Consider the following 16,727-nt stretch of genomic DNA (forward strand, 5'->3'; position numbering starts at 1 on the left):
TATTTTATCAATCATCAATAATAGAAAAAGAGACATTGTAGCATTAGAATCTATTATTGATCAATCGAGCACAGTCACACTTGTTTTAACCGGAGTGATAGAAACATTAAAATTGGAAATTTCTGACTTAGAATCTCTTATGAGTATTTATGATTCTGATTCATCCGTAGAATGATCAATTTGTTTCATTGAATCGATGAGTTTTGTGTTGTCTAAAAGTTTCTGCTCTTTTAAATCAGGGAATGTCTGTGCCACTTCATTTGAAGCTGTAACAGCAGCTTCAAAGCCAACTCCCATAGATAGAACCTTATCGATATTTTCAGTAACTTTTGTTATCTGCGATAATATCTCAGCTTGATCATCGAGGTCGTTAGTAGACAGAAACTGTTTAGTCAATTTTTCATAAAGAGCTTGATTAGCTTTAATTTGTGAATCTCGAACGGTAGCTCTGACTTCTTCAGATAAATCAAGAGATTCTAGCTGTTTGTCTAAAGCTTTTATCTGACGTGTACCTACCTGGCTCCTTTGTACCAATGAAACCAAGTTACCAAATAACGAAACTGCTAAAGAAGAGATGCAAGAAGCTACTATCCATTTAGAGCCCACGTCAAAATTTGAAACATAAATTTCAGATTGAAATTCTTTTATCCCTTTTAGCAATTTGAAAGTATCTTTGAGTATCACAAGGATTTCTGCAAATTCATCAAATGACATATCTCTGTCAGGCAAACTAATAATCAATGAATCGCTTTCTTCATTTTGGCTATGAAGATTCTCAGTTATAAGATTACTCATGCCATCGGCTTTAATTCTTATTTTGTTGACTACATTCATAAAATCAGTAAAACTGTTTTGCCCATAACTCATTTCATCAATAGCGGAAGAAGGTAGCCAATGTTCAGTGTCAATCAATTCTTTTTCTTGTGGGAATAACCCTGTGCTCAACAATTCTAAGATACTGATTCTTAAATTAGTATATCCTGTTAAGGTTCTGATTTGCTGAGCTCCAGATACACTACTCTCATGGGTGATTTCGTCAAGAAAAGGAGCATTATCGTTTATTATTTTTTGGATTTCTCTAAGACGCATGTTTTCACCCCCTTATTAATATTTCAGCTTTTTCTCACTGATAAGGACATTATACCAATAAAAAATACATAAAAGAGAGGAGTTGAGCAAATGGCAGAAGCGGATAAGCAAGGATCAAAAGTCGGTGGTGCCTATATAGAGATTACCGCGGATTCTGGTCCGGCGGAGAAAGCAGCAGCAACATTCTTTAATTGGTTTGCTAAAACTGGCGAAGCAGCAACAGAACTTGCCGGTAAAATCAGCAGTACGATTGAAAAGACGAAAGAACTTGGCGAGAAAGGAACTTCTTCGGTCAAAAAAGTTACTACTGAATTTCAAACAATGACAAGAGGTATTACTGACGCTAATTCAACTATTTCAGCTGATTCAAAAAAGACTTTCGACCAAATGAAAAAAGATGCAAAACTTTCTTATTCAGAAATGACTAAAGACAGCAAAGCTATGAATCGTGCTTTAGTCATTTCCATGCAAGACAGCATTTCTAATCTCAAATCAAGCTTTACCGATTTGAAGAACGGGTTTAAGAACGTTGGAACAGCTATTTTGGATATGTTTAAACAACCAGTTAAAGCTATTAAAAGCATCCCGAACCAAGTTCAGAATGCTATGAAATCTGTGTCAGGATTTGTTAGTTCTGGTTTTGCTCAAGCAATAAATCAAGCAATTTCTCATCTTCAACAAATACCTGTAAAAGCTACTCAAGCAATTAATCGAACAAAAGATGTATTTGTTACTGGTTTTAATTCTATTGTAAATGCGGCAGCAAATACAATATCTAAAGTCGGAAATAGTTTGTCTCAACTTCCTTCGAAAGCTAGTCAAACAGCTAACAACTTCAAGAACAACTTTGTGAATAACATAAAGGATATACCCAACAAAGTTTCGAATGTATGGGGTTCTGTTAAAAGAGGCATTCAAGATATTCCAAAATCCGCCTCATCTGCAGCATCATCAATCAAGAATTCTTTAGGCAACGGGTTCCGATCGATATTAGACAGGGCTAGGTCGATTTTTCCAGGTGTGAAAAAGCAGATCAAGTCAGGTGTAGAAGATCCAGCCAAGACCGCGAAGATGTCTATTGAAGACATCGCTTCCTCAATTATGTCTATTCAGCTAGTTGCAAAAGCATTTGACTTAGTCAAAGATTCTATAGGGAAAGCTATTGATCGAATAGACACAATTGATACGGCAACGAAATCATTAACTGTGTTGACTGGTAGCGGGACTATTGCTAAACGAGTTATGGATGATCTGGCTGCTGCAATAGAGGGAACGCCTATTGCGTTGAATGACGTGGCCATGGGCGCCAAGAAAATGGTAGCTGCTGGTATGGAAGGTAAAAAAGTCAAAGGTGTCTTCTTAGCAATCGCAGATGCTGCGTACGGTGTAGGTAATGGTGCTGAATCAATAAACCAAATTACTGATGCGATTGCGTCAATGCAATCGGCAGGAGTAGTTTACTCAGACGATATCAACCGATTAGTTGATGCAGGTATTCCTGCATGGCAAATCTTAGCAAACGCAAGTCAGAAATCTGTGACGGAAATGAAGAAAGCTGTTTCCGAGGGTACTCTGGAAGCGGGAGATGCTATTGAGAAACTGCGCCAAGGTATTGAAGAGGGCACTGAGGGGATGGCTGGGTCAACCGCTAAAATGGCTGGATTAGCTAAAACTGCTGGAGACACACTCTCTGGGTCTATGGCCAACTTTAGAACAGCCATTACAACAACTATTGCAAAGGGGCTTGAACCATTTAAAGATGTGGCTGTTGATGCGTTAGGATCAGCCACTCAGGCTATGAAAGATTTCAGAGATAACACCATAGGTTCAGATAGAATACAAGAAATTTTGCAAGGCATCGCCAAGGCGCTAGGTGAAATTAAAGAATCTTCGAATCCGTTAATTTCTATAGTGAAAGGACTATTTTCAGCATTAGCTTCATTTGGAGGATTAGTATTATTGGCTAGTACTATTATCAGAATTACATCTCTGATTGGTACTTTTGTTGCGGTAGCAGCAACAAATCCATTTATTATCATCGCTGCAAGTGTACTAGGGTTAGCTATTGCGTTGAAAGATCTTTATAACCGTTTTGAACCTTTCAAAAAGCTTATTGATGGCCTGCGTGAAAGCTTCAAGCAAGGTCTTAACGGAAAGTATTTTAGTTCCGATATGAACATTCTCGAAAAGGGATTGTATAAACTCGGCGAATCAATGAAGAAGGTAAAATTGATAGCCGAAAACCTATTTGCTATCTTTTCTGGGAAATCTGACTATTTCCAACTTAGTCAATTACGTGATACTGGTGCTTTAGCAGATACAACTGTAGATGCTTTAGCAAAGATACTTCACTTCACTAATCAAGTTAAGGCTGGTTTTCAGGCCTTCTTCTCAGTGCTTAGAGGCGAGTCTTCGAGTCTTGATGAAGTAAACAATAAATTTAAGTCGTTCATTAGTGAAGATAAGCTTTCTGTTATCTATAAATTAGCTGAGGCTGTTAAATCAGCTTTCGAGTCAATAAAGGAACAATTTAATCAATTTAAAGAAGCTATCTCAAGTGCTTTTCAAAGTGACTTTGGACCATTAACGGAGTTTGCTCAGCAATTATTACCAAAAATCATTGCAATTTTAGTAGGTGGTATTCCAGGACTTATGCTCACTGGTTCCAGATTAATATCTAAACTTGCTGAAGGTATGGGAATTACTGTTCCTGAGTTGCTGAAAAAAGTCATCGAAATAATTACGTCAATAATAGTGGGAATAGCACAACTTATTCCCCAATTAGTTGAAACTGGCGTCTCTATAATCAATACGATCATTGGAGCGATTGTAGCAGCTCTTCCGGCAATTATTGATGCAGGTATTCAAATACTAATGGCATTGATTCAAGGTGTTATATCAGTGCTTCCTAGTCTTATCGACACTGCTGTTCAGTTATTTACGACTCTCGTAACAGCTCTCATTGAGATGCTACCACTGATTATTGAGAGTGGCATTAAAATAATCATGGCTTTAGTAGAAGGTATTTTGTCTGTCTTACCGCAGCTTATCGTTACTGCATTGAAGTTAATTGTAGCGATTGCCGCAGCAATTATTCAGAACTTACCGCAGATTTTAAAAGCTGGTGTGGAAATCCTGCTTGCGATTGGTAAAGGGATTATTGACGCTATTGGTCAACTATTGGCGTTACTTCCCGAAGTATTCACTTCAATTATTGACGCATTTCTAGGTGTTGATTGGTTGCAACTAGGTAAAGATGTCTTAGATTCGATTGGAAAAGGTTTTAAAGCTGGCATAGATGCAGTAAAAGGCTTTTTCTCTGAGCCTATCAAAGAAATAACTGACGGTTTTACAGAATCTGTTGACGGAATTAAACAAGGATCAAAAGGGATTTTCGATAATGTCGTTGATTCTGCTAAAAGTGGAGCAGAAGGAGCGAAAGGTGCTTGGTCAGATACAAAGACGTGGTTCAGTGATCTTTGGACATCAATCAAAGACAATGCATCGCAAGCTTGGTCGGTATTCAAAGAAGTTATCCTTCCAGTTGTTCAACCGCTTGTTGACGGTGTAATGAGTGCATTCTCAGTTATGAAAGACTATTTAGAGGATACTTGGAACAGTTTAGTCACCATTGCATCAAGTGCATTCGAGATCATGAAAAATGTAATTCTAGCTCCAGTTCTTTTCGTCACATCATTAATTAGTGGCGGTTGGGATGAAGCTAAGAATAATATGATTGCTGTTTGGGAGAACATCAAGGAAGCAGCTCTCAATATCTGGGAATCAATTAAGCAATTATTTGTTGGTTACTTTACTACGATTTTCACGGTATGTTCTGAAATTTGGCAAGGATTAAACGACACACTCATCAATCTGTGGAATGAAATTGTCCAAGGAGCTTTGACAATTTGGGATCAACTCAAATTATTTTTCTCAGAACTATGGACTAACATAAAAACTGGATTCGTTGAGTTATGGACGGCAACGAAAGAATTTGCTATCCAAACTTGGAACGATTTAGTAACTAGTGCAGTTGAATTGTGGAATGCAATCGTCAATTTCTTCGCTACCACTTGGGAGAATCTTAAAACGGGATTCTTCAATACTTGGGAAAGTATCAAGCAAGGTGTAATGAGTGCGTGGAATGCAATTAAGAAGTTCTTTGAGGATACCATCAATAATATGGTTACATCCGCTCAGACTGCTTGGGACAATTTAAAACAAGGTGTTTCTGATACCATTCAAACTGTTAAGGATACTTTTGACAAACTGAAGGATATTGATCTTTTCGAAATTGGTAAAAACATCATTGATGGTCTGATTAAAGGTGTTGGCCAAAAGATCAAAGATGTAAAGAAAAAGGTTAAGGAAGTTGCTTCCAGTATTACGGACACTTTCAAGAATATCTTGGATATAAATTCTCCATCACGAGTCATGATAAAACTGGCTCGATGGGTTCCTGAAGGCGTTGCGGTTGCTGTAGATAAAGGCGTTCCAGTTGTCGAAAAAGCTGTCAAATCAATGACAGATACGATGACTAATGCAGTTCAAGACGCTGAACCATCAGGACTAACAAGCAATCTTATTTTAACTGAATCGTATGGGATGCCGAACGCTAGCGATATGCAAGCTTCGGCTGTTCAAGCATCACAAGCAGGTAATCAGGGTATGGCAGATGCTACACCTCAACTGTTACAGACAGCTTTAAATGCTGCAACTGGGATTGTAGGCCAATTTACATCGATCGATCCACAGATGATTACCGAAGGGTCACAATGGGTATTGAATTTCTTAACGGGTTGGAATACTACTTTCCCTATTTACTTCAATCAAGTGACTGTTCATTGTAACCAAATCATCACATTATTGCGTAGTTTCTACAATGCCATAAATATTACAGGACGAACTTGGCTACAAAACTTACTAAACGGTTGGAACTCACTTTATCAAGTGTTTATCAATCGCATTAATCAGCTTGGTAATGATTCAATCAACAATTTGCGTAGTAAATCAGGTGGATTCCATAGTGCTGGAGCGTTCCTGATGCAGTCACTAATTAATGGAATAAACTCGTTAAGTGGTTCTTTGGACTCCACCATGCGAGGGATTGCTAATAAGATGGTTGGTGGTATCGGCAAAGGTGTTAATGGTGTCATTAGCGGGGTTAACTATGTTCTTAAAGAAGTAGGGTCTGACAAAAAAATAAGTGACTGGGGTGTTCCTCAGTATGCCCAAGGTACAGATGGGCATCCAGCCGATGGACCAGCGATTATTAATGATCAAAAAGGCTCCAAGTATCAAGAAATTGTCCAAAATCCAGATGGTTCTACGTTCATGGCCAAGGGTAGAAATACTTTAGTTTGGCTGAAAAAAGGAGCAAAAGTTCTTAATGCAACAATGACCGATCGGGTCATGAAAGCAAAACAAACTCTTTCTAAGGCAAACATAATTCCTCGATACGAAGATGGTGTCGGTGAGTTTGATGATTTTGATTTTATTGATCTTTTAGATAATGATCAAGCTCTATCTGATTTAATTAATAAGAGAGTAGATTATAGCGGAATTAATGAGCCTTGGCTAAATATGACTAAATCCGCAGTTAAGCTTATGTCAAATGCTGCAAATCCATTTGTTAAAAGTGAGGTTGAAAAATTCTACACACATGGAACTTTCGATGGTGCGGTTAATGCTAACGGTGTTTATCAGTATCTAGTTGATGTCGCTCAAAAAGTTATGGCCAAATTCCCAGGTATGACAGTTACTTCTGGATATCGTCCGGGAGATATTTATTATCATGGTAAACGGCAAGCTATTGATATTGCATTTCCATCTAGCATGAATGGCTCCCCTCGCTATACTGAAGCTGGAAACTATGCTTTTGAAAAATTTCCGAAGCAAGTAGCTTACGTCATTACTAACGGAAGAGTTCGAGATCGCATGGGGCTATCTGGACAAGGTTCTAGTGGGCAATGGGTTAGATGGCCAGATAATGACCACTTTGATCATCTCCACATTAACGGCTCAATGGGGTCTGGTGATATTTTCACTGGAGGTGGGGACATTAGTTACGGACCAGGTGCAAGTAGCACTAATTGGGCTGCTCAAATTCAGAGAGCAGCAGCGTTTATGGGACAAAGTATTACTCAGTCTCAAATAAACGGTATATTAGCACAAATCCAGCGTGAATCAGGTGGTAATCAACGAATAGTTCAAAGTTCGGCTGTTTGGGATGAGAATATGGCCAGTGGTAATCCGGCAAGAGGGTTACTGCAATATGTACCTTCAACATTTAATGCCTATAAAGTTAGAGGATTTGAGGATATCTACAATGGTTTCCACCAACTTATCGCATTTTTCAACAACTCGAACTGGCGGAACGATATTCAATACGGAAGATCTGGTTGGGGACCAAGAGGAAGCCGGATTCGCGGATATAAAAATGGAGGATGGATTACTGAAGAGGGACTATACCGAGCTGGCGAAGGCAACAATCCAGAAATGATAATTCCTCTAACGAAACCCAAACGAGCAATGAAACTTATCGGACAAGCAGTTAGCTACATGACTAGCCACGGCTCAAATATTTTAGATTCCGCAAGCATTGGTTTAAACAACCTAGCCTCTAACATGACATTGAATCTGATGGATCTAGTTGGAGTGGATACACAAGCGGTTCGAGGTTCATTAGCTGCGTCAGCTGCAGGTGGCATACTTGATTTAAGTGAAGTTGTTTATTTACTTCAAATCAACAATGAATTGCTAATGGATATTGTTGATAAAGAAGGCGATGTTTATATGGATACTCAAAAGGTTGGAAAAGTCATAGAACCGTCTATTAGTGAACAACAAGGAAAACGACAAATGATTAGAAATATGATTACAGGGGGTGGAAGTTGATGCGTTTAAGACATAGAGGAACACAAATGAAGTTGAATGATTATACCGTTCCTCCATTTTTAACGATCAGTTCTATTTCTAGACCTTCCGCAGAAGTAGAGTTTGAATCAAGCGAAACAGCGAGCAATCTCGAAATTCTCGGCAATCGAAATAAAGAAACAACGATTACAGTAAAAGGGATGATTCGTACTGGTGAAACAGTGGACAAAACTTGGAATACCTTAACGGATATTCGTGATGAGTTAATGCTTCATCTTTATACAGATGACGACATTGCTATGACTTTCTCTGATGAACCCGACCGAATTTGGTATGCTCGTTTTAATGGGAATTACAATCCAGAACGAATTAATAAAAGGGCCGCTCATGTCGAGTGGTCCTTTATTGTGAGTAAAGGCAAGTCAAAATCTACAGTAAATAAAACATTTCAGGCAACTAAAAATTCAAGTGGCATATGGGAGTTCACTATTGATAATCAAGGCACAGCACCCGTTCCTATTGATTATCGAATAAAGCTGAAAAAGGAATCGGGATACATTGGTCTAGTCTCACAATATGGTGCTATGCAGTTTGGTAAAGTGGATGAATTAGATAGTGAAATTTATAAACAAAATGAAATATTGCTCAATTCGCCAAGTTTTGACGCATGGCAGGCGGACACGGTCAATATCCAAAATTCCGGAAATGCAATCAATGGTAGTTTAAAGGTTACGGGCAACGGTGATCAACCAATTCTTGTGTTGGACAAAGTAGGCAGTGGAACTGGTTGGCATGGCGGTGTGAGGACAGCTGAGTTCAAAGCGGATAGTGAAGGTAAAAAAGGTTCGAAGAACTGGTATTGCTATTCCGAAATAGCCTTTGAAGCGTGGATTCACGATCAATCAGGTGCGATTACACTTTGTTTCTATGACAAAAACAAGAAGTCAGTCTTTGAATTCGTTATTTGGAAAACTACTAGGGATAACTACAAAACAGTTGTTACTTGGGCTGGCAGGAGCAAGGTTATGCAGGAAATCACATTTGACGCGAACAACGAAGGATTCAATCCCTTCACCGCGGATAAAGGCTACTTTTCAATTAGAAAACTAGGCTCGGAAGTGCAAGTCCACTTATTCGGGAAGATATACAAGGACAAAGATACCTCAATTGAAAACACTGAAGTAGTAGGCTGTCAGGTGTTCATCGGACAATGGGGGAATCGAACGGTAATTGATAGAAATTACATTTCGAAATTGTTCTTTATGAAATTTATTTTTGAGAAAACAGCTGTAGAAAAATGGCGAGACGTTCCTAATCGGTTTCAACCAAATCGAGAGTATTACATGAACGGCAGTGAGACGAAGTTCTATATTAATAATATTCCTTCCTTAGATGATGAAATTCGAGGAACGCAATGGTTCAAAGCGCCTCCCGGGGAGACGAAAGTTCAATTATATGTGTCTGATTTTAGTGAAATAGAGTCAGCTACGGCAGAAATAAGGGAGGCGTTCTTGTAAGATGACGATTGAAAATGTACGAATCGCTGTCAGGGATAGCACAGATAGCTACACCTTAACTTTCATGGATAATTCAGCAGATGATGCGATTCATTATTCTGTTGCTGATTTGACACGCTACATCGAAGGGAACGCTTCGTTGCTACAGATGACTTTTAATAAAAATCATATTGATGCTAATGAAGTTGTAAGTGGGAATAAGTTGGCATTTACCTACAAAGGAAAAGACTACTGGCTAAACATTATTGAATCAAGTGACAGAGGTCATCAGCGTGAGCTGATGGCTTTTTCTTTATCGATCGAAATGAATAATGAGAAAGCAGTAGCGTTTTCTTCATCCGAAGCAAAAAACTTCAAGTGGTATTTGGAGTATTTTGACTTTGAACGATCGTTGACACTTGGAAAAAATGAAGTGTCTGACAAGAGTTTGAAGCTAAGTTGGGAAGGTTCTCAATCTATCCTCGGACGCTTATACTCTCTAGCAAATAAGTTTGATGCAGAACTTGAATTTACAACAGAACTCAATGAAGATTACTCTTTGAAAAAGAACATTATCAACGTATACAAAAAGCACGATGAGAATAATCAAGGGATCGGTCAAAACAAAACAGGTGAATTTTTACGAGTTGGCGAAGAGTTAAGTGTTATCAATCGGAAAGAATCAATTACGAATCTTTACTCAGCGATCAAAGGTACGGGCAAAGATGGACTATCATTAGTAGATATGAAATTTGAGGAGAAAGACTCAAAAGGAAATATTCTATATTTAAGTAACGGCAACGGGGTAATTTATGCGCCGCAAACACGGGACCGATATCCGTCTAACCCTGGACACGCTGACAATGATGGCTATGTTCTGGAAGACAAAGGGCAAACTGAATATTCAACGAAGGAAGCATTGAAAGGCTATTTATTGTCTGAACTAAAAAAGAATAGTGTCATCAATGTTGAGTATGAAGTAGACGGCTACTTTGATAGCGATCCTGGGGATACGTTTAGTTTAGAGGATTCCGTTTACTACAAACCAACACTATTTTTAGAAGCACGTGTGTCAGAGCAGACAGAATCATTAATTGGTGATGCGTCAAAGAATAAAACGACTTTCAGCAATTTCATAGAGTTTTCAAGCGATCTTGATGCCTCCTTAATGAGCAAAGTGCAGGCATTGATTGATGCCAATAAAGCGTATGAATACCAAATCATTAGTGATAACGGCACAATATTTAAGAATAGTGAAGGACAAACGGTCCTCACAGCACGCATGTTGGACGGTGTGAAAGACGTTACAGATGAGTTTAAAATCTTTTGGAAGAAAGACGGAGCTACTATTTCTGAAAGTAAAACAATTACTGTTACTGCAACAGATGTTCCGAATAAGGCTGTCTATCGGTTTGAAGCGGTTGATAAAACGAGTGAAGCAGTTCGCGGCGGAGTTGAGGTCACGATCACTAATATTGATGACGGAAAAGATGGCAAAGGAATCAAGTCGGAAAAAGATACTTATGCCCGTTCAACAAACGGAATAACGCCGCCTGCTGCTGCAGAAAATTGGACTCCTGAGATTCCAGATGTACCGGCCGGTGAGTATCTTTGGAAGTGTCGAACGACAACCTACACCGATGATACAACGACTAAAAGCTACATCAGTACCCTAATGGGAAAAGATGGAAAACCCGGGAACGAAGGTAAAGGAATCACGAGGACGGATGTGGAATGGCAAGCTGGAACTTCAGGAACCATACCACCCCCAGGAAAATGGTTAACAACGATTCCTCCAGTTATTCCTGATCAATATTTATGGACTCGAACAACATTTACCTACACGGACAACACAACGTCAATTTCTTATTCCGTAGGAAAGATGGGCGCAGATGGTAAAGATGCGCGATTGCTCTATTTAACAGCAACCGCTGAGACAATGATCTTTAACACTGACGACACGCCAAAGTACATTCAAACAGCTCATATCACCGCAAAGCTACAGAATGCGACAGGAAGTGTGCAGTTTAAAGCAATCCCTTATATCGATGATGAAGCCCAAGCTGAAATTAAATTATCCGGATCTGGAAACAACCGGGTTCTTTCTAGTTCACAGTGGACGAACGCAGCTTGGACGATGATTGCTGTTACAGCTACTCTTGATGAATTAACAGATACTATTTCAGTGATTAAAATTCGTGACGGCCAGTCGGAAAAAACCTATTATACTTGGGCGAATAGTAAAGACGGCAACCTTGATTTTACTACGGAGTATCCTAATGAAAATTTGCTAACACATAGTAAATTCGAATCAATGGCTGGATGGACGGCGAGTACCAATCTTTTCAGTTGTTCTGTTAGCGATAAAATCGTGACACTCATTAAGAATAAAGCAGATGCCAAGAGAGGGTATGTAGTCAATTCGGAAGTGTTTCCAGAATTGAACAAAAAGTATTCTGGGTCTGTAGATGTTTTAATGAACACGGGTGCTACAAACTTAACAAACTCTGCATTTTTCTTGAGGGCAACTTTGACGACTGGAGGAATTCAAGACTGTTGCAATGTTAGCCTTGCAAATGTTAACAAAGGAAATTGGGTAAACGTGAAATTTGAAAATATTTCATTGCCAGCAACTACTGATATAACGCAGCCGTTACAGTTATATATTGCTTTAGGAAAAGACGCTATTGCAACTTTGAAAGCAACGAAACCCAAACTAGAAATTAGTCCAAAAAGTACAATTTATGTTCCTTCCTATACAGAAGATGCGGTTAATTCCTACATGCACTATAGAGGTGTTTGTTCAACTTATGACAAAGTTCAGCCGATCGATCCAAGCAGATATCATTGGGAAACTGATCCAAGTTTCCTCCAAGCAGTAACGGACGGTAAATTAGATCAAGACCAGTTCCAACAAGAAAAAGATTCGATTTATGAAGTGATTGGTGGTAAAGCTGATTCAAAAGAGTTTCAAGCCTTACTGGAAATGGCTGAATCGTTGCGGAAATCTTACGAAGCGTTTGTGTCTAATGGCGGTCAATACGAAGCAGATTTGAAAGCACTCGAGGAAAGAGCTGTGGAGTTGTATCAACAGCTAGGTGAAAAGGTCGCTCAATTCGAGTTCATTAATACCTATATGCGCTGGGGAGAAGAAGGTTTCACGATAGGCGCTCAAAATAGCGCAATGAAAATGTTATTAACTGAAGATACATTGTCATTTATCGACAATGGGAAGACTGTCGCATATTTTAGTGGACAGTCTTTTTATATTAACCGCGGAGCAATAGTAGAGAGTCTTCAAGTTGGGAATCATAAGATGACTAAAGTGAACGACGATCATACTATATTCCAATTTGTCGGAGTCTAGGAGAGGAGGCGAATAAATGGTATTAAGCGGCAGTTCTTTAGTGAATGTAGGGACACATTGTGATCTGTATTTTGAATGGTACGGCACGCAAAATATATCGGGGAATTATACGGATATCTATTGTAAGTTGAGTCTCCGCACATCGACTTATGGGAATATTATAGCTGGGAATGTCCAAAAGGCTATTGCTTTCTCTATCGATGGAACACGACATGATTTTACAAATAACGTAACGATTGGTCCAAATTCAAATCGAGTATTAGGCGAATGGACCCGACGGGTAAATCATAACGGGGATGGCACGAAGTCTGTTAACATCTCCGGCTATATTGATATGAATATTAACTATAACGGCTGGGTAGGTACGAAAGCTTTTGGCGGTAACTATACGCTGAATCCTATCGCGAGAGCGACGCAGCCAACCGCACCAGCAAGCGTAGAATTGGGCAAGACTGCAACAATAAATCTACCTCGTACCTCAACAGCTTTTACTCATAAAGTCTATTATGAGTTTTACGGGGTTAAAAAGCTGCTAAGTTCTAACGCAGGAGCGAGTTATGCGTTTACTCCTTCACTAGCAGAATATGCACCTTACATGAACAATTCAACAGAAAATGGTGGGATTATTCATGTAGAAACCTTTAATGGCAGTACCCATATCGGAACGAAAACAGTTGGAATGAAGCTAGTAGTTCCCGCAAGCGTTGTTCCAAACATCGGAACAATTTCAATTACAGATGAAAGTACTGTTCCTACAATACTAGGAGTAACAAAAACTAGCGGGCTTTTTCTACAGATGTTATCAAAGATACGGTTCAGTGTAGCGACTACACAAGCGTATAGTTCTCCAATCAAATCTTATAAATTTGAATTAGGAAGTGAATTGTTAGCAAATAGCACAAGCAATCCGACTGACTTTGATTTAAAAACTAGAAATTGGGGTTCAGGTGCTAAAACAATCAAAGTAACGATAACGGACGGCCGTGGTAGAACCGCTACAAAAAATGTGGCGATCACTATTACAGCCTATAATGCTGTTCAAATCAATAGTTTTACCGCAACACGGCGTGATAATGGAACAATTGTAGATTTTACAAAATCAGGTACTATTTCAAGCGTGAAAGTCAGCAATGTTGAAAGGAATACCTACACTACAGTTACAGAATACAAAGAGGCATATTCCTCAATATGGTTACAAGCAAAGATCGAGGAAAATACGTTTCTTAATCTAGCACTAGACGGTTTTGCAGTGGATAAATCCTATGACGTGCGGGTAGTTATTTCCGATAAATTCACGTCAGCAACTTCAACGCTGTCTGTTCCAACTGCTAAAACACTACTGGACCTATATCGAGATATTGGAGTAGGTATCGGGAAAATGTACGAACCAGGGCGAGGTGTTCTAGATGTCGGAGGTCACATATGGATGATGGGGAAAAAATTAATTGATATATTCTACCCAGTTGGCACGATTTACGAATCGACAGAACCAACAAGCCCAGCAGAATTCATGGGGGGCAAGTGGGAGCGTTGGGGAAATGGACGTGTTTTAGTTGGGCTGAGTGAATCCGAGTCTGAATTTAATAGTGTTGCTAAAACAGGTGGGGCTAAAACGCATACGCTAAGTACAACACGAGCAAACAACGAAACGGGATCTTATCGATCAGGTGAAGAGGCTGCCGGAAGAGGATTACCTAACGATGTAAACTTCAAAGACCGAGCGATGGTTTACAATAATTCGGGCGCTAAACCCCATAACAACCTGCAGCCATACATTACAGTTTACAGATGGCGTAGGCTTAAAGACGATTCATTGCCGAGATATACAGTTACATTCGAAACAAATGGAGGAAGTGCAGTTTCTAGTCAAACGGTAGAAGAAGGACAGACTTTCTTTAGACCAACTTCTCCGATTAAAAATGGATTCACTTTTGGTGGATGGTTTTCCGATCCGGAACTGACAAAAGTGTATAACTTCAGCACCGTTGCCAGTTCCAATATTAAACTATACGCAAAATGGGATAAGGTAATTGTGAAGTATACAGTTACGTTCGAAACCAACGGAGGCAGTGTAGTTTCCAGTCAGACGGTAGAGGAAGGACAGAAATTCAATGCGCCAGCGAATCCAGTAAAAGATGGCTTTACGTTTAGCGGATGGTATTCTGATTTGGAATTAACGAAAGAGTACAACTTTGATACTGTCGCAAGTTCTAATATTAAACTATACGCAAAATGGACAGCGATTATTGTTCGGTATACGCTAACGTTCAACACAAACGGTGGGAATACGATTGAATCACAAACAGTCGTAGCAGGACAGAGGTTTACTAAACCAACTGATCCCAACAAATTAGGATTCACATTCACCGATTGGTACAGTGATATTGAGTTAACGACAGTCTATGATTTTGATGCAGTCGCATCTGCTAACCTTACGATTTATGCGAAGTGGGAAGAAATCAAAGTGCCTCAATTCAGCCTAACCTTCAACACTGACGGCGGAAGCGCAGTAGCAAAACAAACAGTGAATGAAGGTCAATTATTTGTTCGACCTGTAGACCCAACTAAAGACGGGTTTATTTTTGATAACTGGTTCATCGATCAAACATTAGTAACACCATTCGACTTTACAAAAATGGCAACAGAAGACTTAACAGCGTATGCAAAATGGACCAAAGTAATCGTGAAATATACCGTTACGTTTGAAAGCAATGGTGGAAATACGGTTTCCAGTCAAACAGTAAATGAAGGTGAAAGGTTCAATGAGCCAGCACCGCCTACTAAAACCGGCTTTACATTTGATGGCTGGTATTCTGATCCAGAATTGACAAGAGTGTATAGCTTCGATACTGTGGCAAACTCTAATATTAAACTCTATGCAAAATGGACAGCGATTATTGTTCGTTATACGCTAACGTTCAACACGAATGGCGGAAATACGATTGAATCGCAAACCGTCAACGCTGGACAGAAGTTGACTCAACCAGCAAATCCTAGCAAAACCGGCTTTACATTTGTTAACTGGTATAGCGATATCGGATTAACAACAGTTTACGACTTTAACACAGTTGCATCTTCTAACCTCACGATTTATGCGAAGTGGGAAGCGGTAGTAATCGAAAGTTTCCCTGTCAATCTGGCGTTTACACCGACTAAAATCGTTGTGAGTGGCAACTTAATCTACATGATTGCAGGTACTACGTTATATCAATATGACAGTACAGGAAAACAAGTTTGGACGGCTACTGTGAGCGGAACAGCCCAATCACTGTTTGTCTATGATGATAACGTCTATGTGGGAACTTCTACAGGTAGATTCTACAAGTTTAACAGCTCAGGAACACAGCAATTTAACGGTAATATTGGTCAAGCGATCAATGACATTGCGGAATTTAATGGAACACTGTACGTAGCTACACCTGCCGGAATTTATCGAACAACGTCAACTGGGACTGGAACGATATACGCAGCCACCAGTGGGGTTCGATTTAATCTTATTTCTGGAAATGCTAGTTATCTATTTGATGTGAGTCAATACGGCTTAGATGCAATCAACACTAGCGGAAAAGTTAGTTGGTACGTTGATTACACGACATTACCTGTTTCACTAGAAGCCACAACGGATGGTGTGTTAGCAGGCTTTGCGAATGGCAACTTGATCAAGTTTGCAAATGCAAGTCAACAACAATTCAGCAAATCGTTTAGTGGAGCGATTAGTGAGATTGTAGCTACAGCGAGCAATATTTATATAGCTAGCGGATCAAATGTATTAAAACTTGATCTAGAAGGGAACATGATTTGGCAGAAAGCATTGCCAAGCACGATTACTGACTTAGGTTTAGATGGTAGCTTCATTTACGCAATTTGCGGAACAACACTACAACGATTGGAGGTGTAAA

Annotated in this window: 5 protein-coding genes; 4 read left to right on the forward strand and 1 reads right to left on the reverse strand. The window is 39.4% G+C overall.

Annotation, left to right across the window (positions count from 1 at the left end):
• Window positions 1-147: 147 nt before the first annotated feature.
• Window positions 148-1,089: a hypothetical protein gene (locus tag IGI42_RS13315; RefSeq protein WP_438716353.1), complete on the reverse strand. Its 942-nt coding sequence runs from the start codon at window positions 1,087-1,089 to the stop codon at window positions 148-150.
• 90 nt (window positions 1,090-1,179) lie between these two features.
• Here IGI42_RS13315 and IGI42_RS13320 point away from each other — a divergent pair, with 90 nt between their 5' ends.
• The 4 genes from IGI42_RS13320 to IGI42_RS13335 are packed head-to-tail and all read left to right on the forward strand — an operon-like array spanning window position 1,180 to window position 16,726.
• Window positions 1,180-7,986: a tape measure protein gene (locus tag IGI42_RS13320; protein ID WP_438716354.1), complete on the forward strand. Its 6,807-nt coding sequence runs from the start codon at window positions 1,180-1,182 to the stop codon at window positions 7,984-7,986.
• Entirely contained in the window at window positions 7,986-9,482 is a 1,497-nt protein-coding gene (locus IGI42_RS13325) for a distal tail protein Dit (protein ID WP_438716355.1), read from the forward strand. The genes IGI42_RS13320 and IGI42_RS13325 overlap by 1 nt, the downstream gene beginning before the upstream one ends.
• A gap of 1 nt (window position 9,483) precedes the next feature.
• Complete coding sequence (locus IGI42_RS13330; RefSeq protein WP_438716356.1) at window positions 9,484-12,828, forward strand: hypothetical protein; 3,345 nt, start codon at window positions 9,484-9,486, stop codon at window positions 12,826-12,828.
• Window positions 12,829-12,844: 16 nt separating this feature from the next.
• Window positions 12,845-16,726 (forward strand): DUF859 family phage minor structural protein, encoded by a 3,882-nt coding sequence (locus IGI42_RS13335; RefSeq protein WP_438716357.1) that lies wholly within the window; start codon window positions 12,845-12,847, stop codon window positions 16,724-16,726.
• The last annotated feature ends 1 nt before the right edge of the window (window position 16,727 follow it).

This window comes from Enterococcus sp. AZ109, from assembly GCF_051714625.1.
Taxonomy (GTDB): Bacteria; Bacillota; Bacilli; order Lactobacillales; family Enterococcaceae; genus Enterococcus_A.

Coding starts and splice junctions, on each gene's coding strand:
- IGI42_RS13330 (WP_438716356.1), top strand. CDS start 9,484: ATGACGATTGAAAATGTACGAATCGCTGTCAGGGATAGCACAGATAGC.
- IGI42_RS13315 (WP_438716353.1), bottom strand. CDS start 1,089: ATGCGTCTTAGAGAAATCCAAAAAATAATAAACGATAATGCTCCTTTT.
- IGI42_RS13320 (WP_438716354.1), top strand. CDS start 1,180: ATGGCAGAAGCGGATAAGCAAGGATCAAAAGTCGGTGGTGCCTATATA.
- IGI42_RS13335 (WP_438716357.1), top strand. CDS start 12,845: ATGGTATTAAGCGGCAGTTCTTTAGTGAATGTAGGGACACATTGTGAT.
- IGI42_RS13325 (WP_438716355.1), top strand. CDS start 7,986: ATGCGTTTAAGACATAGAGGAACACAAATGAAGTTGAATGATTATACC.